Source organism: Stenotrophomonas sp. TWI1149 (assembly GCF_039673155.1).
GTDB lineage: Bacteria > Pseudomonadota > Gammaproteobacteria > Xanthomonadales > Xanthomonadaceae > Stenotrophomonas > Stenotrophomonas maltophilia_AA.
The window spans coordinates 24,901-51,153 of sequence record NZ_JBDJLB010000001.1 but is presented as its reverse complement, the minus strand read 5'-3'; the positions used below and the strand labels follow the sequence as shown (position 1 = coordinate 51,153).

26 protein-coding genes and 2 pseudogenes are annotated in these 26,253 nt (G+C 66.1%); 15 read left to right on the top strand and 13 right to left on the bottom strand.

The features are described from left to right. Nucleotides 1–20: 20 nt before the first annotated feature. A complete protein-coding gene (locus tag ABE424_RS00245) occupies nucleotides 21–428 on the bottom strand; it encodes a hypothetical protein (RefSeq protein WP_346492757.1) in 408 nt (135 codons plus the stop codon). Then, complete coding sequence (locus ABE424_RS00240) at nucleotides 425–1,021, bottom strand: sigma-70 family RNA polymerase sigma factor (protein WP_346492758.1); 597 nt, start codon at nucleotides 1,019–1,021, stop codon at nucleotides 425–427. Before ABE424_RS00240 ends, ABE424_RS00245 begins: the two co-directional genes overlap by 4 nt. A gap of 113 nt (nucleotides 1,022–1,134) precedes the next feature. Between ABE424_RS00240 and ABE424_RS00235 the strand changes: the two genes are divergently transcribed. After that, nucleotides 1,135–1,461 (top strand): hypothetical protein, encoded by a 327-nt coding sequence (locus tag ABE424_RS00235; RefSeq protein ID WP_176990115.1) that lies wholly within the window; start codon nucleotides 1,135–1,137, stop codon nucleotides 1,459–1,461. 18 nt (nucleotides 1,462–1,479) lie between these two features. Here the strand turns inward: ABE424_RS00235 and ABE424_RS00230 are convergent, their stop codons facing one another. Next, nucleotides 1,480–2,511: a LacI family DNA-binding transcriptional regulator gene (locus ABE424_RS00230; protein ID WP_179459549.1), complete on the bottom strand. Its 1,032-nt coding sequence runs from the start codon at nucleotides 2,509–2,511 to the stop codon at nucleotides 1,480–1,482. A gap of 311 nt (nucleotides 2,512–2,822) precedes the next feature. On the opposite strand from ABE424_RS00230, the gene ABE424_RS00225 reads away from it, so the two are divergent. Then, nucleotides 2,823–3,365 carry a single-stranded DNA-binding protein gene (locus tag ABE424_RS00225; protein WP_346492759.1) on the top strand — a complete coding sequence of 181 codons (543 nt, stop codon included), beginning with the start codon at nucleotides 2,823–2,825 and terminating at the stop codon, nucleotides 3,363–3,365. A 242-nt stretch (nucleotides 3,366–3,607) separates the two neighbouring features. On the opposite strand, the gene ABE424_RS00220 is transcribed toward ABE424_RS00225, so the two are convergent. Then, nucleotides 3,608–3,841 carry an SOS response-associated peptidase family protein gene (locus tag ABE424_RS00220; protein WP_241655230.1) on the bottom strand — a complete coding sequence of 78 codons (234 nt, stop codon included), beginning with the start codon at nucleotides 3,839–3,841 and terminating at the stop codon, nucleotides 3,608–3,610. A 110-nt stretch (nucleotides 3,842–3,951) separates the two neighbouring features. Between ABE424_RS00220 and ABE424_RS00215 the strand changes: the two genes are divergently transcribed. Then, on the top strand, nucleotides 3,952–4,413 hold the full coding sequence (locus ABE424_RS00215; protein WP_134832125.1) for a VOC family protein: 462 nt from the start codon (nucleotides 3,952–3,954) through the stop codon (nucleotides 4,411–4,413). Between the two features lie 143 nt (nucleotides 4,414–4,556). Beyond that, nucleotides 4,557–4,889: pseudogene (locus ABE424_RS00210) on the top strand (transposase); the annotation flags it as partial. Nucleotides 4,890–4,923: 34 nt separating this feature from the next. On the opposite strand, the pseudogene ABE424_RS00205 reads toward ABE424_RS00210, so the two are convergent. Further along, nucleotides 4,924–6,047, bottom strand: a pseudogene (locus tag ABE424_RS00205) (IS3 family transposase). Between the two features lie 129 nt (nucleotides 6,048–6,176). Further along, complete coding sequence (locus ABE424_RS00200; RefSeq protein ID WP_134832126.1) at nucleotides 6,177–6,776, bottom strand: CGNR zinc finger domain-containing protein; 600 nt, start codon at nucleotides 6,774–6,776, stop codon at nucleotides 6,177–6,179. A gap of 86 nt (nucleotides 6,777–6,862) precedes the next feature. Between ABE424_RS00200 and ABE424_RS00195 the strand changes: the two genes are divergently transcribed. The 5 genes from ABE424_RS00195 to ABE424_RS00175 all read left to right on the top strand — a co-directional run bounded on the left by ABE424_RS00195 (nucleotide 6,863) and on the right by ABE424_RS00175 (nucleotide 12,427). Then, on the top strand, nucleotides 6,863–7,825 hold the full coding sequence (locus ABE424_RS00195) for an alpha/beta hydrolase (protein ID WP_134833327.1): 963 nt from the start codon (nucleotides 6,863–6,865) through the stop codon (nucleotides 7,823–7,825). 651 nt (nucleotides 7,826–8,476) lie between these two features. Then, nucleotides 8,477–9,379, top strand: coding sequence for a TIM barrel protein (locus ABE424_RS00190; protein WP_346492760.1), 903 nt, complete (start codon nucleotides 8,477–8,479; stop codon nucleotides 9,377–9,379). A 29-nt stretch (nucleotides 9,380–9,408) separates the two neighbouring features. Then, on the top strand, nucleotides 9,409–11,094 hold the full coding sequence (locus ABE424_RS00185; protein ID WP_346492761.1) for a GMC family oxidoreductase: 1,686 nt from the start codon (nucleotides 9,409–9,411) through the stop codon (nucleotides 11,092–11,094). Further along, nucleotides 11,094–11,669, top strand: coding sequence for a gluconate 2-dehydrogenase subunit 3 family protein (locus ABE424_RS00180; protein WP_346492762.1), 576 nt, complete (start codon nucleotides 11,094–11,096; stop codon nucleotides 11,667–11,669). Before ABE424_RS00185 ends, ABE424_RS00180 begins: the two co-directional genes overlap by 1 nt. Next, complete coding sequence (locus ABE424_RS00175) at nucleotides 11,669–12,427, top strand: DUF1080 domain-containing protein (protein ID WP_346492763.1); 759 nt, start codon at nucleotides 11,669–11,671, stop codon at nucleotides 12,425–12,427. Before ABE424_RS00180 ends, ABE424_RS00175 begins: the two co-directional genes overlap by 1 nt. A 39-nt stretch (nucleotides 12,428–12,466) precedes the next feature. Here ABE424_RS00175 and ABE424_RS00170 read toward each other — a convergent pair whose 3' ends face one another. From ABE424_RS00170 to ABE424_RS00150, 5 genes are read right to left on the bottom strand one after another with little or no spacing between them, the layout of a single operon-like run. After that, nucleotides 12,467–12,757 carry a cytochrome c gene (locus ABE424_RS00170; RefSeq protein WP_346479734.1) on the bottom strand — a complete coding sequence of 97 codons (291 nt, stop codon included), beginning with the start codon at nucleotides 12,755–12,757 and terminating at the stop codon, nucleotides 12,467–12,469. Nucleotides 12,758–12,778: 21 nt separating this feature from the next. Then, the gene (locus ABE424_RS00165; RefSeq protein WP_346492764.1) at nucleotides 12,779–13,657 is read right to left on the bottom strand and encodes a sugar phosphate isomerase/epimerase; all 879 of its coding nucleotides are present in this window, start codon (nucleotides 13,655–13,657) and stop codon (nucleotides 12,779–12,781) included. Between the two features lie 19 nt (nucleotides 13,658–13,676). Beyond that, entirely contained in the window at nucleotides 13,677–14,801 is a 1,125-nt protein-coding gene (locus ABE424_RS00160) for a Gfo/Idh/MocA family oxidoreductase (protein ID WP_346492765.1), read from the bottom strand. A 12-nt stretch (nucleotides 14,802–14,813) separates the two neighbouring features. Further along, on the bottom strand, nucleotides 14,814–16,031 hold the full coding sequence (locus ABE424_RS00155; RefSeq protein ID WP_346492766.1) for a nucleoside permease: 1,218 nt from the start codon (nucleotides 16,029–16,031) through the stop codon (nucleotides 14,814–14,816). 26 nt (nucleotides 16,032–16,057) lie between these two features. Next, a complete protein-coding gene (locus ABE424_RS00150) occupies nucleotides 16,058–17,110 on the bottom strand; it encodes a sugar phosphate isomerase/epimerase family protein (protein ID WP_346492767.1) in 1,053 nt (350 codons plus the stop codon). Nucleotides 17,111–17,205: 95 nt separating this feature from the next. Between ABE424_RS00150 and ABE424_RS00145 the strand changes: the two genes are divergently transcribed. The 3 genes from ABE424_RS00145 (at nucleotide 17,206) to ABE424_RS00135 (ending at nucleotide 19,814) form a co-directional block, all read left to right on the top strand. Then, on the top strand, nucleotides 17,206–18,255 hold the full coding sequence (locus ABE424_RS00145) for a LacI family DNA-binding transcriptional regulator (protein ID WP_346492768.1): 1,050 nt from the start codon (nucleotides 17,206–17,208) through the stop codon (nucleotides 18,253–18,255). Next, a complete protein-coding gene (locus ABE424_RS00140) occupies nucleotides 18,246–19,271 on the top strand; it encodes an AI-2E family transporter (RefSeq protein ID WP_346492769.1) in 1,026 nt (341 codons plus the stop codon). The genes ABE424_RS00145 and ABE424_RS00140 overlap by 10 nt, the downstream gene beginning before the upstream one ends. Nucleotides 19,272–19,352: 81 nt before the next feature. Then, complete coding sequence (locus tag ABE424_RS00135; RefSeq protein ID WP_346492770.1) at nucleotides 19,353–19,814, top strand: DUF1801 domain-containing protein; 462 nt, start codon at nucleotides 19,353–19,355, stop codon at nucleotides 19,812–19,814. 13 nt (nucleotides 19,815–19,827) lie between these two features. Here ABE424_RS00135 and ABE424_RS00130 read toward each other — a convergent pair whose 3' ends face one another. After that, nucleotides 19,828–21,873, bottom strand: coding sequence for a TonB-dependent receptor (locus ABE424_RS00130; RefSeq protein ID WP_346492771.1), 2,046 nt, complete (start codon nucleotides 21,871–21,873; stop codon nucleotides 19,828–19,830). Between the two features lie 222 nt (nucleotides 21,874–22,095). Between ABE424_RS00130 and ABE424_RS00125 the strand changes: the two genes are divergently transcribed. The 3 genes from ABE424_RS00125 to ABE424_RS00115 all read left to right on the top strand — a co-directional run bounded on the left by ABE424_RS00125 (nucleotide 22,096) and on the right by ABE424_RS00115 (nucleotide 24,825). Further along, entirely contained in the window at nucleotides 22,096–22,557 is a 462-nt protein-coding gene (locus ABE424_RS00125; RefSeq protein ID WP_346492772.1) for a DUF1801 domain-containing protein, read from the top strand. Nucleotides 22,558–22,671: 114 nt separating this feature from the next. Continuing rightward, nucleotides 22,672–23,865 (top strand): metallophosphoesterase, encoded by a 1,194-nt coding sequence (locus ABE424_RS00120; RefSeq protein WP_346492773.1) that lies wholly within the window; start codon nucleotides 22,672–22,674, stop codon nucleotides 23,863–23,865. Nucleotides 23,866–23,883: 18 nt separating this feature from the next. Next, on the top strand, nucleotides 23,884–24,825 hold the full coding sequence (locus ABE424_RS00115) for an alpha/beta hydrolase-fold protein (protein WP_346492774.1): 942 nt from the start codon (nucleotides 23,884–23,886) through the stop codon (nucleotides 24,823–24,825). On the opposite strand, the gene ABE424_RS00110 is transcribed toward ABE424_RS00115, so the two are convergent. Beyond that, nucleotides 24,770–26,224 carry a DUF2867 domain-containing protein gene (locus tag ABE424_RS00110; protein WP_346492775.1) on the bottom strand — a complete coding sequence of 485 codons (1,455 nt, stop codon included), beginning with the start codon at nucleotides 26,222–26,224 and terminating at the stop codon, nucleotides 24,770–24,772. The two genes, ABE424_RS00115 and ABE424_RS00110, sit on opposite strands and share 56 nt — an antisense overlap. Between the last annotated feature and the right edge of the window lie 29 nt (nucleotides 26,225–26,253).

Below are 26,253 nucleotides of genomic sequence, written 5' to 3'. Positions count from 1 at the left end.
GGCCGCCTTTGGCAGCAGGCCTAGCGTTGTTTCCGGCGCCAGCATCCGGCGAGCCATGACAGGCTCACACAGCCAGCACCCACCATCATCCAGCCGACGGCTGCGGTCCCCGTCGCCTGCTCGATCGCACTCCACCATGCCGGCCCGAACAGGGTGCCCACTGCCAGGGCAGCGATGGCCAGCACGGCCAGCAGCACCCGCGACACCCAGCGCTCGATGCCGGCGTCATGGCGGGCGATGCGCAGGGCGACATCGCGGGCGAAGCGCATTGGCGGCCCGCTCTGTGGTGCGGAGGCGATCGCCTCGGCGATGCGCAGGTAGTCGACGTCGTCTGGGCCGGCGCGCTGGCCGCTTCGTGCGGCGCGCAGGCCGCGTTCCTGGGCCTGCCATTCCTCGGGGTCGATCCGGGGATTGTCTGCGGTGCTCATGCTGGCACTCCAATACGGGATTCCAGCAGCTCGCGTAGTCGCTTGCGGCTGCGGAACAGGTGGCTCTTGATGGTGCCTTCAGCCAGGTCGGTCAGGGTGGCGATCTCGGCGATGGAGATCTCTTCCAGATGATAGAGCGTGAGCAGGGTGCGCTGCAGCGGCGGCAACGCGTCGATCGCGGCGTGCAGATGGGCGTTGATGTCCTGCTCGCTGGTCCGCGCCTCGAGGTCGTGGCCGTCGCCGATCTGGTCGATCAACGCGGCACCGTCTTCGGTCACGCTGTTGTCCACCAGCGGAATACGGCGTCGCTCCAGGTGGCGCCTGGCGATCGAATAGGCGACCTGCGCCACCCAGGATTTCAGTGCGCTCTCGCCGCGGTACTGATGCAGCGTCTGATGGATGCGAAGGAACGCTTCCTGGCACAGCTCTCGGGTGTCGTCCGGATGGCGGACCATGCGGTCGACCACGCGCCAGCACAGTCCTTGATACTCGCGCACCAGCTGCTCGAACGCCCCGGGCTGTCGCGACAGGATGGCGGCGACCAGGGCACGGTCGGCGTCGAGGCAGTCGGCAGGAGTGGGCGGCGTGCACATGTCCCATAGGGATACGTCGAGTGCGCCATCGGTTGCAACCGGGGCCCGTGCAACCGATCCCGCGCCGGCCGTATCTCAGTGGACAAGCCCCTCCTCAACGGAACGTACGCACCATGGATTACAACCTGATTCTGCCCGTCGTCCTGATCCTCGGCATCGTGTATGCCATCAAGAGCGTGGTCGACGGCCACACCCGGCGGCGGATCGTCGAAGCCCGCGGCTCGGAAGAGCTGGTTCGCTCGCTGCTGGCCGGCGACACCACCAAGCGGCGGCTGGCCGCGCTGCACTGGGGCTGCGTGATGCTGGCCCTTGCGCTCGGTTTCGGGCTGGTGGATGTCCTCGGCATCGACCGGGTCACGCCCGGGGCGATTGCGCTGCTGCTCGGTGCGACCGGGCTGGGCAATGTCGTGTACTTCGTGCTGGATCGTCGTTTGAAATAAGCCGACAGCGGTGGATGCTCAGCCGCGCAGCGAGGATTCCCGCAGCACCTGCTTCACCGCGATGCTCTGGCCTTCCACCGGCTGGCCTTCGATCAGTGCCAGCAGCTTTTCCACCAGCAGGTGCCCGGCCTGCTTGGTGTCCTGCTGCACGGTGGACAGCGGCGGGGACACCGAGGCGGCCAGCGGGATGTCATCGAAACCAGTGACGGCCACATCCTCCGGGACGCGCAGCCCATGTTCGCGCAGGGCACGCATCGCGCCGATCGCGATCAGGTCGCTGGCCGCGCACAGCCCATCGATACGCTCGCCGCCTGCCAACAGCGCCTGGCAGGCATCGAAGCCGGACTGCTCGGTGGTGATCGCATCGTGCTGCAGCGACGGCTCGGCGGTGAGGCCGCGCACCCGCATCGCCTCGACGTGGCCGCGGTAGCGCTGCTCGAATTCGGGATAGTGGCTGGAGGCGTGGCCGACGAAGGCGATCCGGCGGCAGCCCTGGTCGAGCAGGTGGGCGGTGATGTCGAACCCGCCCTGGAAATTGTCGCTGCCGATCGAGACACCCGGCTGGTCGGGCAGGGACGCCCCCCAGCGCACGAAATGGGTGCCTTGCTCGACCAGCCGCTGCAGGCGCTCGCGCGACTCGTGGTAGTCGCCGTAGCCGAGCAGGATGATGCCGTCGGCCTTGTTGCTGTCCTCGTAATCGGCCTGCCAGTCGGTGGACAGCTGCTGGAAGGAGACCAGCAGGTCGTAGCCGCGCAGCGCGCAGGCGCGCGTGATCGAGCCCAGCATGGCGTGGAAGAACGGGTTGATCAGCGAGTCGTCGTTGGTCGGGTCCTCGAAGAACAGCAGGGCCAGCGTGCCGGCATTGCGCAGGCGCAGGCTGGAGGCGTTCTTGTCGACCTTGTAGTTCAGCTCCCGGGCGATGGCCAGGATCCGCTGCCGGGTCTCGGCATTGACCATCGGGCTGCCGCGCAGCGCCCGCGACACCGTTGGCTGGGAGACGCCGGCCAGGTGGGCGATATCGAGGGAGGTGGCTTTACCGCGGATGGTCATTGCTGCAGGCGTGGGAACAGTGAACGGACATCATGCCATGCGCCGCCAGGGCCGGGCCGGGCGGAGGGAGGGCCCCGCGCCAGCGGCCGGCATCCTGCGGGCCCAACCGCCGTCACCCTTGCGGCATATGGCTCGAGCAGGTTTCCGGTCGCTTCCGGCCGGAATTCCGACAGGGCCGGGGACGATGGCAATGATAAGATGGGCCGTTCTGGATTCCCCCAATTTCACCTGGGGCGGCCCCGCGTATCTGCAGCCTGTCCGGGGCTGTGATATGACTGCGGCCTGCCCTCGGACAACGGAAGAGCAACCCTATGGCGCGCGGCATCAATAAAGTCATCCTGGTCGGCAACCTCGGCAACGACCCGGACGTGAAGTACACCCAGGGCGGTATGGCGATCACCCGCATCAGCCTGGCCACCACCAGCGTCCGCAAGGACAAGGATGGCAACCAGCAGGAGCGCACCGAATGGCACCGCGTGGTGTTCTTCGGCAAGCTCGGCGAAATCGCCGGTGAATACCTGCGCAAGGGCAGCTCGGTCTACGTCGAAGGCAGCCTGCGTTACGACAAATACACCGGCCAGGACGGCGTGGAGAAGTACTCCACCGACATCATCGCCGATGAGATGCAGATGCTCGGCGGCCGTGAAGGCGGCGGTGGCGGTGGCGGTGCTGGCGGTGAACGTCCGCAGCGCGCGCAGGCCCCGCGCCAGGAGTACGGCGGTGGTGGTGGTGGCGGCGGTGGTCAGCGCGGCGGCGGTGGTGGTGGCTACGGCCAGCAGCGCCCGCAGCAGCAGGCACCGCAGCAGTCGGCGCCGCCGATGGACGACTTCGCTGATGACGACATTCCGTTCTAATTTTTAGCACTTCCTTCATACAAAAAAGCCCCAGTAAGTCATTGTACTTACTGGGGTTTTCTTGTTTACGCATGGATTTCTGCATCCTGCTAGTCTGAGGCCAATCTTCTACTAGTAGAGGATGTAAACGATGAGGCCGGCATTTCGCGTTCGGATCGTCTTGTTCGCCTCTGGCGACGCTTTCCGGTACTGCTGGATGAGCATGGGTGCCCGCTCTTTCGCCCCACCGTGTTTGCGCTTACTCAGGTTCGGGGTAGGAATCTTTCAACTAACACGATCAGCAACGTGCTGCGTGCGATTGAAGTGGGGGGCTCGCTGGCCAGCAGAATCGCCACGGCGTCGTCCGGCTCGGCGGCCATCCAGTCGTCGACCTGGCCAGGCTGCAGCCACGCCGGCATCCGGTCGTGGATATCGGCTGACACGCCGCTGCTGTCGCCGGTGATGATGGTGAAGGTGCCGAGGCCGCCTTTGCGCATTCACTTGACCGAACAAGCCGCGCCACCTAGATTTCCTGATGAAACCAACTATCTCGCCGTAACCCCAAAGACGGCCTACATGCCGAGTCGGCCCCTATGATCATGCAGCCATGACTAAGACGACGCACCTCGTTGGCGTTGATCACGCCGGGTTTACGGTTTCCTCCTTGGACGAATCCATCCACTTTTGGACCCAGGCACTGGGTTTCGAGCTGCAACGCCAATCGGAGATGGGTGGCGATTTCCTGTATCAGGTTACAGGCGTTGATGATCCGAACGTGCGCACGGCAATCGTCTTGGCGCCGAATGGGTTCATGGTTGAGCTGCTGCAGTACTCTGGAGGTCGCCAGCATGGAGCCGCGCCGGAGAGTGCCGGCGCGATCGGAGCTGCACACCTGGCTTTGACCGTGGAGGATATTCACTCCGCCATCGCCCGTGTAGAGGCTGCGGGATGGAAGGCGAAGGGCAGTCCACAACCAATTCCAGGCGGTCCACGCAAGGGGACACTAGCGGCCTACGTCTCCGGCCCCGATCACATCACAATCGAGTTCATGCAGCCGCCAAGCAGGTGATGGGCGTGCAGAGGAAAGTGAACTGGCATCACTGCTAGGGATGGTCTGAACAAATCTGCGCGAAATCCGATGGTAGTGCCGGCCGCTGGCCGGCAAGCTTGAGGTCCATCAGACCACGTTGAAGGACCCTCCATGCAGCTGACATTCGGTGGTGCCGAAGGCCTGATCCGGAAATGCACCAGACCAGGAAGGGCAATCAGTGGTACTTCGGCATGAAGGCGCACATCGGTGTGGATCAGTTTTCGGGCCTTGTGCACCATGTGACATGCATCGCTGCCAATGTAGGCGATGTCACAGTCACGCACGAACTTCTGCACGGTAACGAGGATTGCGTGCTGGGCGACAGTGGCTACACCGGGGCGGACTCGCGGCCAGAGCTACAGGACGCCAAGGCGGCGTTCTTAACCGCCAGGAAGCGGGGCAAAGTGAAGGCGATCAAGAACGCGCGCGACCGTCGGCAGCACGAGCGCTGGGAGCGCGACGTCCCCCCGGTTTGAGTAGTGGGTGGATTTAGAGTCCGGTGCTGATGTTATCGTTCTTCGCCGCCAACTCCGCGGCGTACTGGGCGGGGGTTAGCCCGCCAAGCGCTCGCTTGGGTCTTTCTTCGTTGTAGTCGCGCCGCCAGCTTTCGATGCTGGTGCGGGCATGAAGCAATGTCGGGAACCAGTGCTCGTTGAGGCATTCGTCGCGCAGCCGTCCGTTGAAGGACTCGACGTATGCATTTTGGTTCGGTTTGCCCGGTTCGATCAGACGCAGGGCAACTCCCTTTTCGTGAGCCCAGGCCACCAGCGCCTTACCGCAAAACTCCTTGCCGTTGTCTGTCCTGATCACTCGTGGCAGGCCGCGCTGCATGGCCAGTCTGTCCAGTACCCTGGACACGCCTTGCCCGGATATTGCCCGCTCCACTTCGATGGCCACAGCCTCGTGGGTGGCGTCGTCGACGATGGTCAGGCACTTGATCACCCGGCCTTCGGCGGTACGGTCGAACACGAAGTCCATCGACCACACCTCATTGGCGGCGGACGGCCGCAGAAGGGACTGGCGCTCGCCTGCCGGCACCTTCTTACGCTTTCTGCGACGCACCTGCAGGCCCGCTTCCTGATACAAGCGCTCCACTCGCTTGTAGTTCACTACAAGTCCTTTCTGCCGCAGCTTCAGATGGATCATGCCCACCCCGTAGCGTCTGTGCCGGTGCGCCAGCGCAGCGATCTGCTCGCGCAGCTCAACGTTGAGGTCGGGCCGAGGCTCATAGCGCAGTGCGCTCGCGCTCATCCGTACCACCGTCAGCGCTCGCCGCTCGCTCAATCCCTTCTCGACCATGCTCCGCACCAGCAGCCTGCGCGCCGGTGCGGTCACCACTTTTTTCGCAACGCATCCTTGATGACGTCGTTCTCGAAGACCTGTTCTGCCAGTAGCTTCTTCAGGCGTGTGTTCTCCGCCTCCAGGTCCTTGAGCCGCTTGGCGTCGGGCACGCTCATGCCGCCGAACTTGCTGCGCTACAGGTAGTACGAGGCCTCGCTAAAGCCATGCTGGCGGCAGAGGTCCTTGATGGGCATGCCGGCCTCAGCTTCGCGTAGGAAGCCGATGATCTGCTCTTCGGAAAAGCGCTTCTTCACGTCCAATCTCCTTGTCATTGAGAATTGGACTCCAAACCGCTTCGCTACTCAATCTCGGGGGGACGTCGATCCCGCCTGCCGAAGCTGAGGCAAACTACTATCGGCAACTAGCCAGTCAAGCCGCCGCGGTGGCGGCCTGACGTAACCCTACTTGCCTCCACCGAACCCGGGGGGATTCAGTTTGCGAGACCGGAACGCCGCCACTTTCATCCGGTTCCCGCAGAGCGCCATGCTGCACCAACGGCGCTTTCGCGACTTGGTCGTGTCATGGAACAGCAGTGTGCAGTCATGCGCTTCACACTCGCGTACGTGCTGCAGGTCGCCACCGGCGAGGAGCCGGCTCAGCGCCACTGCGATGGGCTCCAGCAGGCTTTCTGCGCTGTCATCGCGGCGGCGTTCGACCACGCAAGGGCCTGCACCGTCAGTGGACGACTGCAGTTGAACGATCGGTCGGCCAGCCTCCAGCACCTTGTTCACTATCGGTGCCTGGAACGGGCGCCCTGCCCGTGCAGCCGTCAGCAGTTCGCGTGCTTCGTCGCGCAAGGCGGCGGCCAGCTCCGCCACGCCGTTCGGGATGGGGACCGCGCCTGCGTCCAGGACGCCCGCCGCGGCCAGCCAGTCGATTGCCGCCTGGTCGCCCTGAAGCACGTCCACCGGGGCCGTACTGGGGCCGTAGGCCGAGTTGATGAAGTCGAGCGCCAGATCATTGGCCACGAACAATGCGGGGGATGGAGCTGAGTCGATCATGCGTAACCCCTGTAAATATTGTTGACAGGTTACCACTGCCGCACGTAACCTTCAAATCAACTCCAATGTGGTTACATAAAACGCTCATGACTACTTCGAATACGCTCGCCCGATTCGGCGCGACGGCTGCCCTGCTCGCCGCCACCGCCACCGCGCACGCCCAGGTCCAGTACCGCTACGAACAGGTGGGCGAGGTCAAGGTGTTCTATCGGGAGGCCGGCCCCCGTTCGGGCCCCACCGTGCTCCTGCTGCATGGGTTCGCGGCGTCGTCGTACATGTACCGGGACGTCATCGAGGCGCTGTCGGACAAATACCACGTCATCGCCCCGGACCTGCCCTCCTTCGGTTACACCGAGGCACCTGCGCGTGGCGCGTATGACTACACCTTCGACACCCTGGCCGCGACCCTGCAGCGCTTCACCGAGCAGTTGAAGCTGGAGCGCTACGCGCTGGTGGTGCACGACTACGGCGCCCCGGTGGGATGGCGTCTCGCCAGCGCGCATCCAGAGCGGATCACCGCCCTGATCTCGCAGAACGGCAACGCTTACGAGGACGGCCTGGCGAAGGGGTGGGATCCGATCCGCGCCTACTGGAACGATCCCAGTGCGCAGAACCGCGCTGCCCTGGCCGAGTTCCCCACGGCCGCTGCGATCAAATGGCAGTATCTGGAAGGCGTGCGCGACCCCAGCCTGGTGGCGCCGGATGGCTACACCCTTGAGGGGCTGCATGTATCCAGGCCCGGCAACGCGGATATCCAGCTGGACCTGCTGCTGGACTACGCCTCCAATGTGCGGCTATACCCCGCCTTCCAGGCCTACTTCCGGACGCATCAACCGCCGCTGCTTGCCGTGTGGGGGCGAAACGATCCGTACTTCCTGCCCGCCGGTGCGGAGGCGTGGAAGCGCGACATTCCCGATGCCGAAATCCACTTTTTCGATACCGGGCACTTCGCGCTGGAGACGCATGCGGACGAGATCATTCCGGTGATCCGGGAGTTTCTGGATCGGAAGGTTGGCGCGCACCGAAGCGGAGCGCAGTCGAGTCGTTGAACAACAGGAAACGCGTCGGCAGGCAGAATCCCCAGCGATCCCAAAACGTTCCGGCCGCTGCACGACGATCCAGATGATTGAGTCAATCCGACCGTCCCGTTCAGAGTTCACAAGGTGGCGTCGAACGCGTCCCGTTGGGTCGTATGCCAGCAGAAGGGAAGGGTGCGATCTGGCTTCCAGTGGATAGGGGGCAAGGATGCCAACACGTTTATCTGGTACGCGAAGTTGTTGACACTCGCGAGGCAGTAGTACGCTGGATGCATTGCATGCCAGCGCATGTGGCAGTTGTTTACCTTTTTGGTAGGCACAACCGTTCTGATTTCTGATTTTTACGGATGCAGATGAAACCCCGGTAAGCCCCCGTGCTTGCTGGGTTTTTCTTTTCTGCACGGGACGTTCGGGTTCGCCGGCGATGAGCGGATGCCTGCCGCGCGGCGGCGCTGACCTCCCGCAGCCCGGTGAACGCGATTGCGTGGCAGGCCGCCCTCCCATCGCACGCACGCGGCGACAGGCAGTACGCGCGTTGTGCCCCGCAACATGCGTTTTCGTGCACCGCGTCTTGCAAAAAAACGATCTCCTCCTCTATGGTGCAATCGATTGCATTGCAGCGGATCGTCAGCGTTTGATACCGGTTGGGAGGCCGGAAGACGGATGTCCATCCATTCGATCAGACCGGCGCCGGCATCGGGGCCGGGGCTCACGCGGCGTGATGCACTGCGCCTGGCGGCCGCCGCGAGCCTTGGGCTGGGTGCTGCGGGCGTGCTGCCGGCGTTTGCCGCCGCCGCGCCGCTCAAGGGCAACCTGAAGCACGCCGTCGCCCGCTGGACCTTTCCGCAGCAGTCGGTCGCCCAGCTGTGCAGGACGGTGCAGGACATCGGGTTCGCCGCCATTGATCTGGTCGGCCCGGAGGACTGGCCCACGCTGAAGGCCCATGGCGTGGACAGTTCGATGTGCAACGGCGCGGAGCTGGGCCTGACCAAGGGCTTTGCCGGCCGCGAGTTCCACGACCAACTGGTGGAGCGCTACACGCGGCACATCGATCTGGTCGCCGATGCCGGCTACCGCAACCTCATCTGCTTCTCCGGCAATCGCAACGGCATGGACCCCGATGAAGGCATGGCCCATGCCGAAACGGGGCTCAAGCGCATCCTCCGGCACGCCGAGAAACGCAACGTCGTGCTGGTGATGGAGTTGCTGAACTCCAGGGTCGATCATCCCGACTACCTCTGCGACACCTCCGCCTGGGGCGTCGAGCTGTGCCAACGGATCGGCTCGGATCATTTCGGCCTGCTCTACGACATCTACCACATGCAGATCATGGAGGGCGACATCATCGCCACCATCGGCAGGCATCACGCCTGCTTCAAGCATTACCACACCGCGGGCGTGCCTGGCCGGCACGAGATCGGAGACCAGCAGGAACTCCACTATCCCGCCATCTGTCGCGCGATCCGCGACACCGGTTTCGATGGGTATCTGGCGCAGGAATTCATGCCTGCGGCGCCAGATCCCGTCGGCTCGCTGCGCGAGGCGATCCGCCTCTGCGACGTCTGAAACGATATCCACCTAGGTGAAACAGACCCATGGCAGACAATCATTACGACGCCATCGTCGTCGGCTCGGGAATCAGTGGCGGTTGGGCGGCAAAGGAGCTGACCGAGAAGGGCCTCAAAGTCCTGATGCTGGAACGGGGACGCAACATCGAGCACGTGAAGGACTACGTCAACGCGATGAAGGAGCCGTGGGACTTCCCGCATCGTAACCGGCCCACCCAGGCGATGAAGGCCGCGTTCCCGGTACTGATGCGCGACTACGCGCTGGCCGAGAACCTGCAGGGGATGTGGGCCGACGAACAGGAATCGCCCTACATCGAGACCAAACGGTTCGACTGGTTCCGCGGCTACCACGTCGGGGGGCGCTCGCTGATGTGGGGCCGGCAGAGCTATCGCTTCTCCGATCTGGATTTCGAAGCGAATCTCAAGGAGGGCATCGCGACCGACTGGCCGATCCGCTACGCCGACATCGCGCCCTGGTACGACTACGTGGAGAAGTTCGCCGGCATCGCTGGCACGCGCGAAGGGTTGGATGTGTTGCCGGACGGCGAGTTCCTGCCGCCGATCCCGTTGAACATCGTCGAAAAGGACGTGGCCGCGCGGATCAAAAAGGCCTTCGGCGGCACCCGGCACATGATCCACTCGCGCACCGCCAACATCACCCAGCCCATGCCCGAGCAGGGGCGTGTCAACTGCCAGTACCGCAACAAGTGCATCCTGGGCTGCCCCTTCGGCGCCTACTTCTCGACCCAGTCGGCGACGCTGCCGGCCGCCATGAAGACCGGCAACCTGACCCTGCGCCCTTTCTCGATCGTCAAGGAAGTGCTCTACGACAAGGATCGCAAGCGTGCGCGCGGCGTGGAGGTCATCGATGCCGAGACCGGGCAGACCTACCAGTACACGGCCAAGGTCATCTTCCTCAACGCCTCCTCCTTCAACTCGACCTGGCTGCTGATGAACTCGGCCACCGATGTATGGGAGGGCGGGCTGGGCTCTTCGTCCGGCGAACTGGGGCACAACGTGATGGACCATCATTTCGGCGCGGGAGCCTCCGGCCGGGTCGAGGGCTTTGAGGACAAGTACTACTTCGGCCGGCGTCCCTGCGGCTTCTATATCCCGCGTTTCCGCAACGTCGCCGAGGAAAAACGCGGCTACATGCGGGGATTCGGTTACCAGGGCGGCGCGAGCCGCAACGGGTGGTCGCGCGAGATCGCCGAGCTGAACATTGGTGCCGACCTGAAGGAGGCGCTGACCGTACCCGGCGACTGGCGCATCGGCATGACCGGGTTCGGCGAGATGCTGCCGCACCACGACAATACGATCCGCCTCGACCCGGACCGCAGGGACAAGTGGGGCTTGCCGGTATTGGCGATGGACGTTTCCATGCGCGCCAACGAGCTGGCCATGCGCAAGGACATGGCCGCCGATGCCGCCGAGATGCTGGAAGCCGCCGGCGTCAAGGACGTGGAGATGCACGACAACGACTATGCCCCGGGCAAGGGCATCCATGAAATGGGCACCGCGCGCATGGGGCGTGACCGCAGGAACTCCGTGCTGAACCAGCACAACCAGGTCTGGGATGCGCCCAATGTCTATGTGACCGACGGTGCCTGCATGACCTCCAGCGCGTGCGTGAATCCGTCGCTGACCTATATGGCGCTGACCGCGCGGGCAGCCGACCATGCCGTGCGCGAACTGAAAGCGGGGAATCTCTGATGGACCGCCGCGAACTGCTGAAGATGATCGTCGCCGCCACAGGTGCGGCCATGATCGGCCTGCCCGCGCTCGGTCAGGCACAGGCTCCTGCCGCAGGGCCGAAGACGCCCTTCTCCGACGCGGATGTCGGCACGCTGGACGAGATTGCCGAGACCATCCTGCCGCGGACGAAAACGCCGGGGGCGAAAGACGCAGGCGCCGGTGCGTTCATGGCGACATTCGTCACTGACTGTTACACGCAGAAGCAGCAGGCGGCGTTCCGCGCCGGCCTGGTCGATATCGACAAACGCGCCGGGGGCCGCTTCGTTTCACTCGCGCCGCAGGAGCGTACCGGACTCCTGCGCGCGCTGGATGTGGAAGCCAGGAAGCACGCGGTCGACGTGACCGAGACCGGCACCACCGAAGAAGGCGAAGCGATGCCGCACTACTTCACGATGATCAAGCAGCTCGCCATCTTCGGCTTCTTCACGTCGAAGGTCGGCGCGACCGAGGTGCTGAAGTATGTCGCCGTGCCGGGCCGCTACGACGGCGACCTCGCCTATGTTCCCGGTACGCCCGCCTGGGGGACCAGCTGATGGACCGCAGCATCATGACCCGCCCGTTGCTGATGGCGGTGGGCCTGCTGGCCACCGCAGCTGTGTCTGCACAGGCCAACAGTGATCCCGCGCGCGATCCAGCGAAGACCGAGGTGTGGACCCCCGTGCCCGCGAGCGTGGCCACGCCGCCGGGCGGTGCGCCCTCCGACGCGATCGTGCTGTTCGATGGCAGGGCTGTTTCCGCCTGGGAGTCCGAGCAGGGGGGGCGCGTGCCCTGGAGCGTCGCCGACGGTGCGCTGACCGTGGTTCCCGGCAGCAAGGGCATCCGGACCCGGCAGCGCTTCTGCGACATCCAGCTGCACGTCGAATGGCGCTCGCCCATCGCGACAAAGGGCTTCAACGGCCAGGATCGGGGCAACAGCGGCATCTTCCTGCAGGAACTGTATGAGCTGCAGGTGCTCGACAGTTACAACAATCCGACCTATGCCAACGGCCAGGCGGCCTCGCTCTACAAACAGGCCATGCCGCTGGTGAACGCCTCGCGTGCGCCAGGTGAGTGGCAGGCCTACGACATCATCTGGAAGGCGCCGCGCTTCTCGCCGGGCGGCGGGCTCACCTCGCCCGCCCGCATCACCGTGCTGCACAACGGCGTGCTGGTGCAGAACGACACCGTCCTGGCCGGCAAGACCGAGTACATCGGCGCGCCTTCGTACTCGCCCCATGCGTGCGCGCCGATCTACCTGCAGGAGCACGATTCCAGGGTCAGCTACCGCAACATCTGGGTGCGAGAGCTGTAGCGCCGACACGAAACGGCTGCCGGCGCCGGCGCCGGCAGCCTAGTGCGCCAGGTAACTGGCGATATCGTCGATCTCCTGGGGCGACAGCTGTGGAAACGGCGGCATCAACCCGCCGCCCTTGCTGATCTTCTCCTTGATCTGCGCCGGCTGCAGCCGCTTGGCGACGTCGGTGAGCGCGGGGAACGTTGGCGGAACACCGGCGCGCTCGGCACCGTGGCAGGCCGTGCAGTGGGTTGCGTAGAGGGTCGCGCCGGCCGCGGGGTCGTCCTTGGACCACGCCTCAGGCACAAGCAGCGCAATCGACGCCAGTACGGCGAGGATCGGGATCAATCTGAAGCACGTATTCAAGCATTACTCCTTTGCTGGCTGGCGCGGTGCGCTGGCGGGCAGGCGGGCGGTGAGGTGTTTGCGCAGGTAGTTCGCCCCGGCCTGGATGACCTTGGCCGGATCACGCGGCTGGTCGTGTTCGATGATGTACCACCGCACCCTGGCATCGGCCGCGGCCGGCAGGATCGTGTTCCAGTCGAGGACACCCTGGCCCACGGCGGCAAAGCCGCCTTCGTCTTCGGCGTGGCCCTTCGGCGCATTGTCCTTGGCGTGTACCGCGAACAGGCGGCCGCGGAATGTCTCCAGCATGGCCGCCGGATCATGACCCGCACGCGCGACCCAGGCCAGGTCCAGCTCGGTCAGCAGATCGGGTCCGGCGGCCGCGAACAGCAGGTCCAGCCCTGTCCTGCCGTTGAAGTCGACCAGCTCGAAGTCGTGGTTGTGGTAGGCCAGCTGCATGCCCTTCGCCCGTGCCTGCGTCGCGATTCCGCCGAGTTCCCGGCCCAGTGCGGTCCAGCCTGCGGCATCGGTGGGTCGATCCTTTTCGTCCAGATAGGGCACCACCAGCGTCGTGTTGCCGATCGACCGGTTGAAGGCCACCACGCCGTCCAGGTCCCTGCGCAGCTCGGCCAGTTGCACGTGGGACGAGATCGCCCTGATCGAATACCTGTCCAGCAGCTGCTTGAGTTCGGCGGCGCTGACGCCCTGCGTGCCCACCGTTTCCACCGCACTTACGCCCGCGTCATGGACGATCTTCAACTGCTGGTCGAGCGAGCCGGCGTTGCGCAGTGTGTACATCTGCACGGCGATGGGCTTCTGCGGGGCGCCCATGTCGTGCGCGAAGGCGGGCAGGGCAGCGAGCAGCAGAGCGAGGATTGCAGTTCCGCGAACAGAGGTGTTCATCAAGAGAGTCTCCCGGGATTCAGCCGATGGTGGTCCAGGCACGTGTCCTGGCCGATGCGATGACGCGGTCTACGATCCGCGCCGAGCGCAGTCCGTCTTCGAAGGTGGGCAGGCCCTGCGGCCGCTCGCCTTCGATGGAGCGATACGTGTCGGCGACGAACGCCTCGAAGCAATGGCCGTAGCCCTGCGCGTGCCCGGTTGGCAGGACCGACAGCCGGCGCTGTTCGGCACTGCCGGCCCCCGGCCCACGCACGAAGGTCTCCTCGCGCTGGTCGGGCAAACCGATCCACAGCCGCTCGGCGTCCTCCTGGTTGAATGCCACGCTGGACCTGGCGCCATCGATCTCGAACCAGAGGCGATTGTGGCGTCCGGCCGAGACCTGGCTGACCGTCAATGACGCCAGCGTACCCGCACCGGTCCTGAACATCGCTGCCGCCACGTCTTCGCTCGCGACCGCCTGCATCGCGCCACCGGACGCCGGCGCGGTGAAGCTCTGCCCGGTGAGCGTGCCGCGCTCGGCGATCACGGTCGCGAAGGCCGCGCTGACGTCGACGAAACGCTCGCCGCTGACCCATTCCACCAGGTCGCACCAGTGCGAGCCGATGTCGGCGAACACGCGCGACGCGCCGCCCAGTACCGGGTCCACGCGCCAGTTGTTGCTGGCGGGGTCCAGCAGCCAGTCCTGCAGGTAGCTGCCGTGGATCAGGTGCAGCGGTCCCAGCTCGCCCTGCGCGATGCGTGCGCGTGCCTCGCGGACCACCGGGTGGTAGCGGTAAACGAAGGGCACCGTGGCGACCAGCCCGGTCGAGGCGGCCAATGCCGCCAGGGCCTCGGCGTCTTCCAGCGTGGTCGCCAGCGGCTTCTCGCAGATCACGTGTTTGCCGGCGTCCAGTGCGGCCTGCGCCATCGGGCGGTGCAGGTGATTGGGCGTACAGATGTGCACGACCTGCACCTTGGGATCGGCGACCACGTCCTCGATATCCCGATAGGCGCGCGGGACATTCCACGCCTGCGCCACCTCTTCTGCGCGTTGCGGCGAAGAGGCGACCACGCCGCGGACCTCCGCGCCGGCCAGCAGCGCCGCGCGACGATGCACGGCGCCGATCATGCCCGTGCCCACAATGGCGATTCCAAGCTTGCGCATCGGATGGGTTCCTCAGTGCGTGGTGGGCGCGGCGGCAAGCACCGGCCGGTCGCGGAACAGCAGCAGGAAGGCGATCAGCACGACCAGTGCGACGCCCGCCGGGAACAGCCAGATCCGTTGCCAGTCCGGGCCTGCGGCAGTGGTGTAGTGCTCGACCACCGCGCCGGACAGGAACGTGCCGATCAACATGCCCACGCCGTAAGTGGCCAGGGTGATGAAGCCCTGCGCGCTGCTGCGCGCGGCGGGGCCGGCATGCGCATCGGTGTAGATCTGGCCGGTGACGAAGAAGAAGTCGTAGCAGATGCCGTGCAGCACGATGCCGATCACCAGCAGGGAGAAGCCGCCGCCCGCATCGCCAAACGCGAACATGGCGTAACGCACCACCCATGCGGCCATGCCGACCGCCAGCATCGTCTTGACCCCCAGCCGCACGAACAGGAGCGGCATCGCCAGCATCAGCAGGACTTCGGAGACCTGCCCCAGGGATTGCAGGCCGGCCGCGCCGCGCACGCCCAGGTCGTTGAGGTACGGGTTGGTGAAGTTGTAATAGAACGACAGCGGGATGCAGATGGCGATGGATGCCAGGAAGAACACCAGGTACGAGCGCGACTTCAGCAGCCGCAGCGAATCCAGGCCCAGGATCTGCCCCAGCCCGGCGTCGCGCTGTTGCGCCAGCGGCGGCGTGTGCGGCAGCGTGAACGCATACAGGCCCAGCGCCAGCGATGCCATCGCCGCCATCCGGAACGTCAGCTCGAGCCGATGCGCCTGTTCCCAGCCCAGCCAGCCGATCAGCACGCCTGCCACGATCCAGCCGACGCTGCCGGCCACCCGCACCAGCGGGAAGTGTTTCTCAGGCGAGTGCATGTGCCGCATCGCCACGCTGTTGGCCAGCGCCAGCGTCGGCATGAACAGCAGCATGTACCCCATGACATAGGCGGAGAAAGTGCTGAAGTCCGTCGCCGTGGACGCCAGCCACATCAGCGCTGCACCGGCGAGGTGCAGCACCGCGAGGATGCGCTGCGCCGCGAAGTAGCGATCCGCGATCAGGCCGACCAGGAAAGGCGCGACGATGGCGCCGATCGATTGGCTGAGGAACGCCGTCGCTACCTGGCTCGCGCTGGCCTGCAACGGCCCCTGCACCAGGTACGTCCCCAGGGTGACGAACCATGCCCCCCAGATGAAGAACTGCAGAAACATCATCGCGCCCAAGCGCGACATGGTGTGCGTCATGGCTTGCCCTCCCAGGCAGTGATGGCTCAGATCCCCAGCATGCGTCGCAGGGATCCAGGATCGGTGCCGCTGTCGGCAAAGTCGTCGAAGGCGCGCCCGGTCACGTGGATGATGTGGTCGCGGATGAAGGCGGCGCCCTCCCGTGCGCCGTCTTCCGGGTGCTTCAGGCAGCACTCCCACTCCAGCACCGCCCAGCCCGGGAAGTCGTACTGCGCGAATTTCGAGAAGATCGCCTTGAAGTCGATCTGCCCATCACCGAGCGAGCGGAACCGTCCCGGACGATCGATCCAGTCCTGGTAGCCGCCATAGACGCCACTGCGCGCGCTGGTGCGGTACTCCGCGTCCTTGACGTGGAAGATGCCGATGCGGTCGTGATAGCGGTCGATGAAGCCCAGGTAGTCCATCTGCTGCAGCAGCAGGTGGCTGGGGTCGTACAGGATCTTCGCGCGGGGGTGGTGGTCCACCACGTCGAGGAAGCGCTCGAAGGTCGCGCCGTCATGCAGGTCCTCGCCCGGGTGGATCTCGAAGCACAGATCCACGCCGCAGGCGTCGAAGGCATCCAGGATGGGGCGCCAGCGACGGCCGAGTTCGGCGAAGGCTTCTTCCACCAGCCCGGGCGGGCGTTGCGGCCACGGATAGAAATAAGGCCAGGCCAGCGCGCCGGAGAACGTGGCATGCGCCGTCAATCCCAGGCGCTGGCTGGCCTTGGCGGCCAGCAGCAGCTGCTCCACCGCCCAGCCCTGGCGGGCGGCCGGATCGCCGCGTTTGTCGGGCGGCGCGAAGCCGTCGAACAGGCTGTCGTAGGCGGGATGGACGGCGACCAGCTGCCCTTGCAGGTGGGTGGACAGCTCGGTGATCTGCACACCATGTTCGGCCAGCATGCCGGTGACGTCGTCGCAGTAGGCCTGGCTGCGGGCCGCCTCGGCCAGATCGAACAGGTGGGGCGCGCTGGTGGGGACTTGTACGCCAGAATAGCCCAGGCCCGCGGCCCACTTGGCCAGCGTGTCCAACCGATCAAATGGAGGTGTGTCGCCGATGAACTGCGCCAGGAACAGCGCTGGACCCTTGAGCGTCTTCAACGTGATTCATCCTCGATGCAATCGATTGCATTATCCTAGCAGGGGCTTTCGCAGGACGCGTTGTGCAGTGCACAGCGGACAGAAATACTGACGCCATGGCAACCATCTACGACATCGCAAAACACGTTGGCGTCTCCGCCGGCACGGTGTCGCGGGCGCTGTCCCGGCCGGAAAAAGTCCTGCCGGCCACGCGTACCCGCATCGAGCAGGCGGCCGCCGCACTCGGCTATGTGCCCAACACGGTTGCCCGCACGCTCAAGACCCAGCGCAGCGGCAAGATCCTGGTCACCGTCCCGGACATCGCCAATCCGTTCTTCGCCCAGATCCTGCAGGGTGCGGAGGACGCCGCGCAGGCCGTTGGCTACGCCGTCCTGCTCGGTGATACCCAGCATCAACCCGACCGCGAGGAGCGCTACGCGCAGATGCTCCGGCGCAACGAGGCCGACGGTCTGATCGTGCTGGGGCATCGCCTTCCGCCGACGGCGCGCGCGATCGTCCAGCAGCTGGGCGCCGCTGCGCCGGTGGTCAATGGATGCGAGTTCGATCCTGCGGTCGGGATTCCCAGTGTCCACATCGACAACGCGGCCGCCGCGCGCGCCGTGATGGACCACCTGTATGGACTGGGGCACGAGCGCATCGCGGTGGTGGGCGGGCCGCCCGACAATCCCCTCCACCAGCAACGGCTCGAAGGGGTGCGGGCCGCCGGCAGGGCGCGCGGCCGCCTGCGCCACCTGAGCGTGGTGCCGGGCGACTTTTCCGTGGAATCCGGCCATGCGGCGGGCATGGCGCTGCTGGCCCGCGCGCCGATGCCGACCGCGGTGTTCTGCTTCAGCGACCAGATGGCGCTGGGCGTCCTGGCGGCCTGCCGGGATCTGGGCATCCGGGTGCCGGATGATCTGTCCGTCGTCGGCTTCGACGACCTGGCGTCGTCGCGGTATCTCACGCCGCCGTTGACGACCATCCGGCAACCGATGCGGGAGATCGGTGCCCGCGCGGTCAACCTGCTGCTCGCCATCATCGAACGTGTCGATGTGCCGCTTCAGCAGACGCTGGATTTCAGTTTGATGGTGCGGGGGTCGACGGCTGCGCCCGCACCACATCCACTACCATGGGCCACCCGTCAGGATGCGCCCGCATGTCCCTAGTGATCCCCGCGTTGCCCAAGCCGCCCACCGCCCGCATCGCGGCCTGGGTGCTGATCCTGCTCGGCATGTGGCTGACCCTGAAGCTGGGCCTGGTGGTGACCCTGCTGTCGGGCCTGCTGGTATTCCACCTGACCCACCTGCTGGCCTCCACCGTCGAGGGCAAGCTGCCTCCCGGGCGCGCACGCGCCTACTCGGTGATCGTGCTGTCGGCGCTGATCATCGGCGTGCTGACCCTCGCTGCGATTGGCATCGCCTCGTTTTTCCGCAATGAAACCGGTGGGCCGGATGCGCTGCTGATGCGGCTGATGGACATCCTCAATACCTCCCGCCACCAGGTGCCGGACCTGCTGCAGCCGTACATCCCCGAAGACCTGCAGGCGCTGCGCACGGCGATGAACGACTGGGCCGCCACCCACCGCCAGCAGCTGGGCATCGCCGGCACCTCGGCGGTGCAGATCAGCGTGCGGATCCTGATCGGCATGGTGCTGGGCGCGATGATCGCGCTCTACGACGAGCTGCCGCTGCCGAAAATGGGGCCGCTGGCGCGCGAGCTGATCGGCCGCACCAGCCGCCTGGCCACGGCCTTCCGCCAGGTGGTGTTCGCGCAGGTGAAGATCTCCCTGCTCAATACACTGTTCACCGCCATCTTCCTGCTCGGGGTGCTGCCGCTGTTCGGCGTGCACCTGCCGCTGTCCAAGACACTGGTGCTGATCACCTTCCTGGCCGGTCTGCTGCCGGTGGTGGGCAACATCATCTCCAACACCGTCATCACCATCGTGGCGCTGTCGGTGTCCTTCTATGTCGCCGTGGTCGCACTGCTGTACCTGGTGGTCATCCACAAGCTGGAGTATTTCCTCAACGCGCGCATCGTCGGTGGCGAAATACAGGCGCGGGCGTGGGAGCTGCTGCTGGCAATGCTGGTGATGGAAGCCGCCTTCGGTCTGCCGGGCCTGGTCGCGGCGCCGGTGTTCTACGCCTACATCAAGCGCGAACTGCTGGACCAGCGCTGGATCTGAGTCGGGGCGGCCGGGTGTGGCGCGTTGCCGCCAGGCCCGGCGCGGTCTATAACGCCCCCAGGTCTCCAGAGGAACGGCACCATGGCGTCGAACGGTCCACGAGCGTCAGCGGACAAAGGGACGCCCTCGGTCGCTGACGGCGAAACGCGGTTGCTGTCAGGCGGCAACCCGCAGATTCCCAAGGGCGAGGGCGATGGCCCGGTGCAGGCCTATATCGCGGCCATGCCCGGCTGGAAGCGTGCGGTGGGTGAACGGCTGGATGCGCTGATCGTGGCCACCGTCCCGGGGGTGCACAAGGCAGTCAAATGGAACTCGCCGCTGTACGGGATCGAAGGCGATGGCTGGTTCCTGAGCCTGCATTGCTTCACCCGCTACATCAAGGTCGCGTTCTTCCGGGGGAAGGCACTGCAGCCGGTCCCGCCGGTCGCCTCCAAAAGCCAGGACACGCGCTACCTGCATATCGAGGAAGGCGTGCCGCTGGACGAAGCGCAGTTCCGTGCCTGGGTGCAGCAGGCCAGCCGGCTGCCCGGCGAACGGATGTGAGGGCAGGGCTGCCCTAGAGCTTCAGGTTCAATGACACGTACGCCGAGCGCCCCGGTGCCGGCGAGAACATCGGCTGGTCATCGCCGCCCCAGAAGAAGGTGTCGTACCACGCGTAGGCGTAGTCGCGGCCGGTCAGGTTCTTGACCTGCACATCGACACTCAGCCGTTCGGACAGCTGGTACGACGCGCTGGCATCGAGCACCGCGAAGGCGCCGAATTTTCCCTGCGTGTTGCGCTCTTCAATGTAGTAATCGCCCTGCATCCGGCCCTGCAGCCCGAAGCTCCAGCGTTGGTTGCTGCGGTAGTCGAGCCCGAGGTTGCTGATGTAGCGCGGCGTGGCGATGACCTCGTTGCCGGCGAGGGCGGTGCCGTCGGTGGTGAACGCGCGGACCACCTTGGCCTGCTGGATCGCGTGCGAGGCCCACAGCGTCCAGTGGTCGCCCAGCCGCGAGCTGAACTGCAGATCGACGCCTTCGCGACGGGTCTGGCCCAGGCCGACCGAGGTACCGGTGGCGGGCATGTTGGCGACTTCGTCGGTCGCGTCCTGGCGCCACACCGCGATGCGCGCGTCGGTGCCGACGGCCGGAGTGAACTTGATGCCCACCTCCTTGCCGGTATTGATCGAGGGCCGGAACGTGTCCTGGCCGGCGGTGAGGTAGGCCGGTGCGGTGGAACCGGTCAGCACCTGGAACGTCCTGCCCCAGTTGGCATAGACGTTGAGCGCGGGGGTGATCGCATAGACCACGCTCAGCTTGGGCTGTTCGATGGTGCCGTAGCGCTGCAGCGGGGCGGTGATGCTACCCGGCAGGCGGGTGCTGCCGGAGAAGCGGTCGACGCGGTAGGCCGGCACGATCTTCAACGCAGGCGTGGGCTGGTACACGGCCTGTACGTACGCACCGAAGTTGTCCAGCGTGTAGCGGTCATCGTTCTGGATCCGCGCCGGGGTCGAGAAATCGGTGGGAACGGAATGGGCGTAGCGCAGGCGACGGTAGGTGTTGTCCTGGTGCTCGGCATTCAGACCGCCCTCGACCGTCAGCGCAGGCGTGGCTGCCCACGTCAGGGTGCTCAGCAGGCCGGTCTGTGTCTCATCCCACTGGCGGCGCTGGCGCGGTGCGTTGCCGGGCACGTAACTGGTGAAGGTCACCTGCCGGTCGTCCTCGTAACGGTTGTAGTACAGCTTGTTGCTGACGTGCACCGTATCGCTGAGTTGCAGATCCAGATGGGTGCTGAGATGGCGCATGTCGCGGTCGTCGACGTCGTTGGCATTCTTGAGCGCGGATCCGCGGCGGTCCGTGGCTAACTCTTCAGCCGTCATGAAGCCGGGCTCGTCCGCTTCGTGGTGGTAGACGCGCGCGATCAGGCCGAGGTTGAACAGGTCACCGTCGCCGCTGTAGAACCACTTGCCGCCCAGCGAGTACTTCTTCGAACGGTCGTGGTCGCGGTAGCCGTCGGAGGCCTGCGAGGCCAGGAAGTAGTTCTGCGCGACACCGTTGGCTTCGCGTCCGATCGCCACCTGCGCTTCGCGGGTGTTGTAGCTGCCATACGTGAGCCGCGCATCGGTGTAGGTACCGCCCTGGCGGGTGCCGAGATTGATGTTGCCGCCGATGTTGTGCAGGCCGTAGCGCGGGTCGTTGGTGCCGCGGACGACCTCGATGTAGTCGATGTCCAGCGGAAACACCATGTCGATGAAGCGCTGGTTGCCGCTGTTGACGTTGCTGGGAATGCCGTCGATCAGGATCTTGATGCCGTTGAGGTAGCCCTCGCCATTGAACGCGCGGAAGGTGGCCTTGCCGGACTCCGCGCCCTGGCGGGTTTCGGTCAGCTGCATGCCCGGCATCTGGCCGAGCAGTTCCCAGCTGTTGGAGACGTTCTTCTCATGCACCTGGTCGCCGCCCATCACATCCACCGAGGTCAGCACGCGGTTCGCGGCGAGGGGACGGCGGGAGCCTTCCCGCGCGTGCACGCTGCCCAGGGTGATTGCCGCATCGCTGGACTGCGCGCGCGCTTCGCCGGCGCACAGGGTCGCCAGCACGGCGGACACCATTGCCTTGGTTCTCATCTAGTTGTGCCTTTCAGTAGCCGTGAGGACAGGGGTGGGGCAAGCGCACAGAGGTCGCTCGTTGAGGGGGGTGACAAGAAAGAAATAATATAACATTGCATTGGTGTTCGCCTCCCCCTGAGTGCTGCCACCGCCGCATGCTTGATGGGCCCTTCGATCGGGTCTATAAGGCGCACGAAGGGTGCTGCCGACCGGGCCGCCCATGGCGATCGGTGGTGACTCATGACCCAGCCAAAAGCCCGTACCATCCCGCGCGCTGCCGCAGCCAGCGAGCCGTCGGCATCGCAGCAGATCGATGCGCGCATCCAGTCGCTGGATGATTGGCGGGGCGAGACCCTGGCGCGCATCCGCAGCCTGATCCACGAGGTCGATCCGGCGGTGGTGGAAACCTGGAAGTGGCGAGGCGTGCCCGTGTGGGAGCACGACGGCATCCTGTGCACCGGAGAGACTTACAAGGCGGCCGTGAAGCTGACCTTCGCCAAGGGCGCGGCGTTGCCCGATCCGAAGGGGCTGTTCAATGCGAGCCTGGAGGGCAACACCCGCCGCGCCATCGATCTGCACGAGGGCGAAACGATCAACGCGGCCGCGTTCAAGGCATTGATCCGCGCCGCGATCGCGCGCAACCGGGCAGTGAAGCCCCCCGCCGCTGCAGCGCGTGCGAAGGCGAGCCAGCGCTCTCCCTGAATCATCACGACCTCCTGCACTGGAACACGCCGCGCGATTCGGCAACGATGAAGGGCTGGGCGAGGCGGCAGCGATGCGGCCGGCCCATTCCCCCAACGTTTCCAGGATGTGCCTGTGCTGAGTGTGATCGGCTGTTTGCTTGCGTTGTATCTGGTATGGCGGCTGATCTGGCCGTTGCGGTTGCCGCGTCCGGTTCGGCTCGTGCTGGGGCTGCTGGTGGTGGCGCTGGCGCTGCACCACCGGATCGTGGCGCAGTTCGCCGGGACCATGGCCTCGCCCGAGATTCCCAAAGCGGTGATCGCGGTGCTTGCGACCGGATTCACCACGCTGCTGATCAGTGCGGTGTTCGTGCTTGTGCTGGATGCGCTGCTGCTGATCGCGCGACTGGTGCGGGCGCGGCGCGTGCTGCCGATGCTGCGTGCGCCGTGGCTGCGCCCTGCGGCGGGCACACTGGCGTTGCTGCTATCGGCCTACGGTATCTGGCAGGGCATGGCGGTCCCCAAGCCGCGCCAGATCGAGGTGGCCATCGACGGGCTGCCGGCCGCGTTCGATGGCTATCGCGTGCTCCAGCTCACCGACATCCACGCCAGCCGCCTGCTCACCGGTGTCTGGGTCGAGAAGGTGGTGGCCGAGAGCAACGCCCTGCATCCGGACCTGGTGGTGATCACCGGTGATCTGATCGACGGCACGGTGAGCGCCCGCGCCAACGACTTCGCGCCCCTGGCCAGACTGCAGGCACCCGATGGCGTCATCGCGATCACCGGCAATCACGAGTACTACGCGCAGTACGCCGAGTGGATGCAGGCGTTCCGTGGGCAGGGCATGCAGGTGCTGGAAAACAGCCACACCCGGGTCCAGCGCCAGGGCGCCACGCTGACCATCGCCGGCGTCACCGATCCGGTGGCCGCGCGTTACGGCCTGCCCATGCCGGACCTCGCCACCGCGCTCGCCGGGGCAGACCCGCAGGCGCCGGTGATCCTGCTCGACCATCGCCCGGTGGAGGCACGCGCCAATGCCGCGAAGGGCGTGGCGCTGCAGCTCTCCGGCCACACCCATGGCGGCCACATCGTCGGCATGGACCAGCTGGTCAAGCGCGCCAACGGCGGCTATGTGTCCGGCCGCTACGAGGTGGATGACATGACGTTGTATGTCAGCAACGGTGCCGGACTGTGGCCGGGCTTCGCGGCACGTATCGGCGTGCCGTCGGAGATCACGCTGATTACGCTGCGCCAGAGCACGGCCAGCCGCACCGCAGCTGAACGCCCCGGCTTGGCAAGCCCGCAGGGAATTGCGACGCTTGCGCGCTGATAGGGCGGAAGAACGCGGATGAAAGCAATGCGCAACGTGCTGGGAACGATGATGGTGCTGGCCACCACCGGTGGCTGTGCGCTGCACGGCGATGCGCTGCGCAGTACACCTGCGACGGCAGTGCCGGCGGCAGGCGTGGTGCTGCCCGATACCGAGAGCTGGAGCGTGCATGATCCGGCCGGGCGCGACTATCCGATCTGGGTGGCGCTGCCGGCCAGCTACGCGCAGCACCCGGAGCGGCGCTACCCGGTGCTGTTCGTCACCGACGCGCTGTACAGTTTTCCGCTGGTGCGCAGCGTGCGCAACCTGGTGGGGCAGGGCGGTGCCAACCTGGAAGATTTCATCCTGGTCGGGCTGCCGCCGCAGCAGGGGCTGACCTCCAAGCAGAGCCGCTCGCGCGACTACACGCCCACCCAGCCGCAACGCAGTGCCGACGATGACTACAGCGACGACGTGGTCTACGGCGGTGCCGCGCACTATCGCGATTTCCTGGCCACGCACGTGTTGCCCGCGGTGGACGCGCGCTACCGTACCGATCCGGCGCGGCGCAGTTTCGCCGGGCATTCCTACGGGGGGCTGTTCGGCACCTATGTGCTGCTCACGCGCCCGCAGATGTTCCAGACCTACATCCTGTCCAGCCCTTCGCTGTGGTTCGACGGGCACTATATCGACCGCCTTGAACAGGACTACGCGGAGCAGCACCGCGCACTGCCGGCACGGGTACTGCTGGCGATCGGCAGTGAAGAGACGCCCACGCCCGATGCCGTAGACGGCCCGCGCAACGACATGGTGCGCGATACGCAGGCATTCGCCGATCGCCTGCGCCAGCGCGGCTACCAGGGGCTGCAGGTGGACAATCGCGTGGTGCCGGGCGAAGACCACCTCACCGTGTACCCCGGCACGCTCACCCGCGCGCTGCTGCAGGTTTACCCGGGCACCGGACCGTACAACGGGGGCTGAGCATGCGGACCGTGCGCACCGTTTCCTGCAGCGCTATCGCGGTGGCCAGTTCCGGTGCCAGCGCGTGTGCCACGGCCATGCGCAGCATCGCCGGGCTGACGTGGCGGCGGTGCACCCGGTTGATCGCCGCCATGTAGAGGCGGCCAAACGCGTTGAGCGTGCGCACCCGGGTGCCCAGCGCGATCACCGCCGCACCATCGTCCAGCACCTGCACGCGCACGCACGAGCGGAACTGCAGGTGGCGGTCGTCGGCGCCGAGCAGGACTTCGGCGCTGCGGTCGGCGGCGTCGGTGGCCTGGGCATGCACCGGGAAGCGACCGGCGAAACGCTCGCCGGGCCCGTCGGACAGCAGCGAGGACACCGGGCAGCCCAGCGACGAGGTGCGCAGCCGCAAGGGGGTTACCAGTACGTTGCGCAGGGCCATCAGCCGGCCCACGCCCGGCGGTGGGTTGCGGACGAATCCCTCCAGCACCGCTTCCAGCAGCGCACGCGCCGAGTGCCCGCCGATGCTGTGGGCGGGCAGGGTGACAGAGGTGTAATCCTGGTGGTCGAAGCCCTGCGGCAACGCCTGCTGCAGCAGTGAATCGGCCGGCGCTGTGGGTTGCGTGCCCAGCGTGCCGCATGGCGCGCACTGCCCGATGTAGCCATGGGTAGGGCGCAACCGCGCCAGGCCGCTGCGCACCCGGCCGACCAGGTTGCGGCTGCCGGCGCACCAGCGAGCCAGTACCGAAGCGGCTGGCGCGCGCAGCGACAGCGTCACCCGCGGAAGCTGGTCCAGGTCGCTCTGGTCAAGCAGCTGCTGCAACGCCGGCGGCAGGGTCTCGGTCAATGAGGGGATGTCGGCGGCGCCTGCATCGATGCGTGCACGTTGCGCATCGCTCAATGCGCCACTGCGCTCATCGGCATGGCAGGACAGCGCGAACAGCGCCGCGTGCCGGGGATGACGCGACACGAACTGGTGCCAGGTACCGCTGCCGAAGCGCACGGTGAACAGGCAGTCCGGCGGCACGTCGATGCAGCGCAGGGCGCGCACGAAGGCGGCCGGGTCCTGCTGCAGTTGTGCGTCGGACACGGTGGAAAAACGCAGCTGTGCGCCGCCGCTGCCAGCAATGGCGGTGAACATGCGCGGGCCGGCATGGCGATGGAACGGATGCCCGGTGCGGCCTACCGAGAACGAATACAGCGACGACGCGTCGCCGTGCGCCAAGTGCATGCCCCCCAGCCGCGCGGAGGGTTCGTCCAGTGCATCAACGAAGCGCGGATGCTGCGCCTGGCGCAGGCCCGCGTCGCGCAGCAGCGCATCGCCGGCACCGATCCCGAGCTGGGCGATCAACGCCACCTCGACCGGGCTGCCATCGCCGCAGGAGGGCAGGCTGATGCTGGGAAACGAACGACTCACGTGCGCGATGTCCTGCATGCCGATCTCCT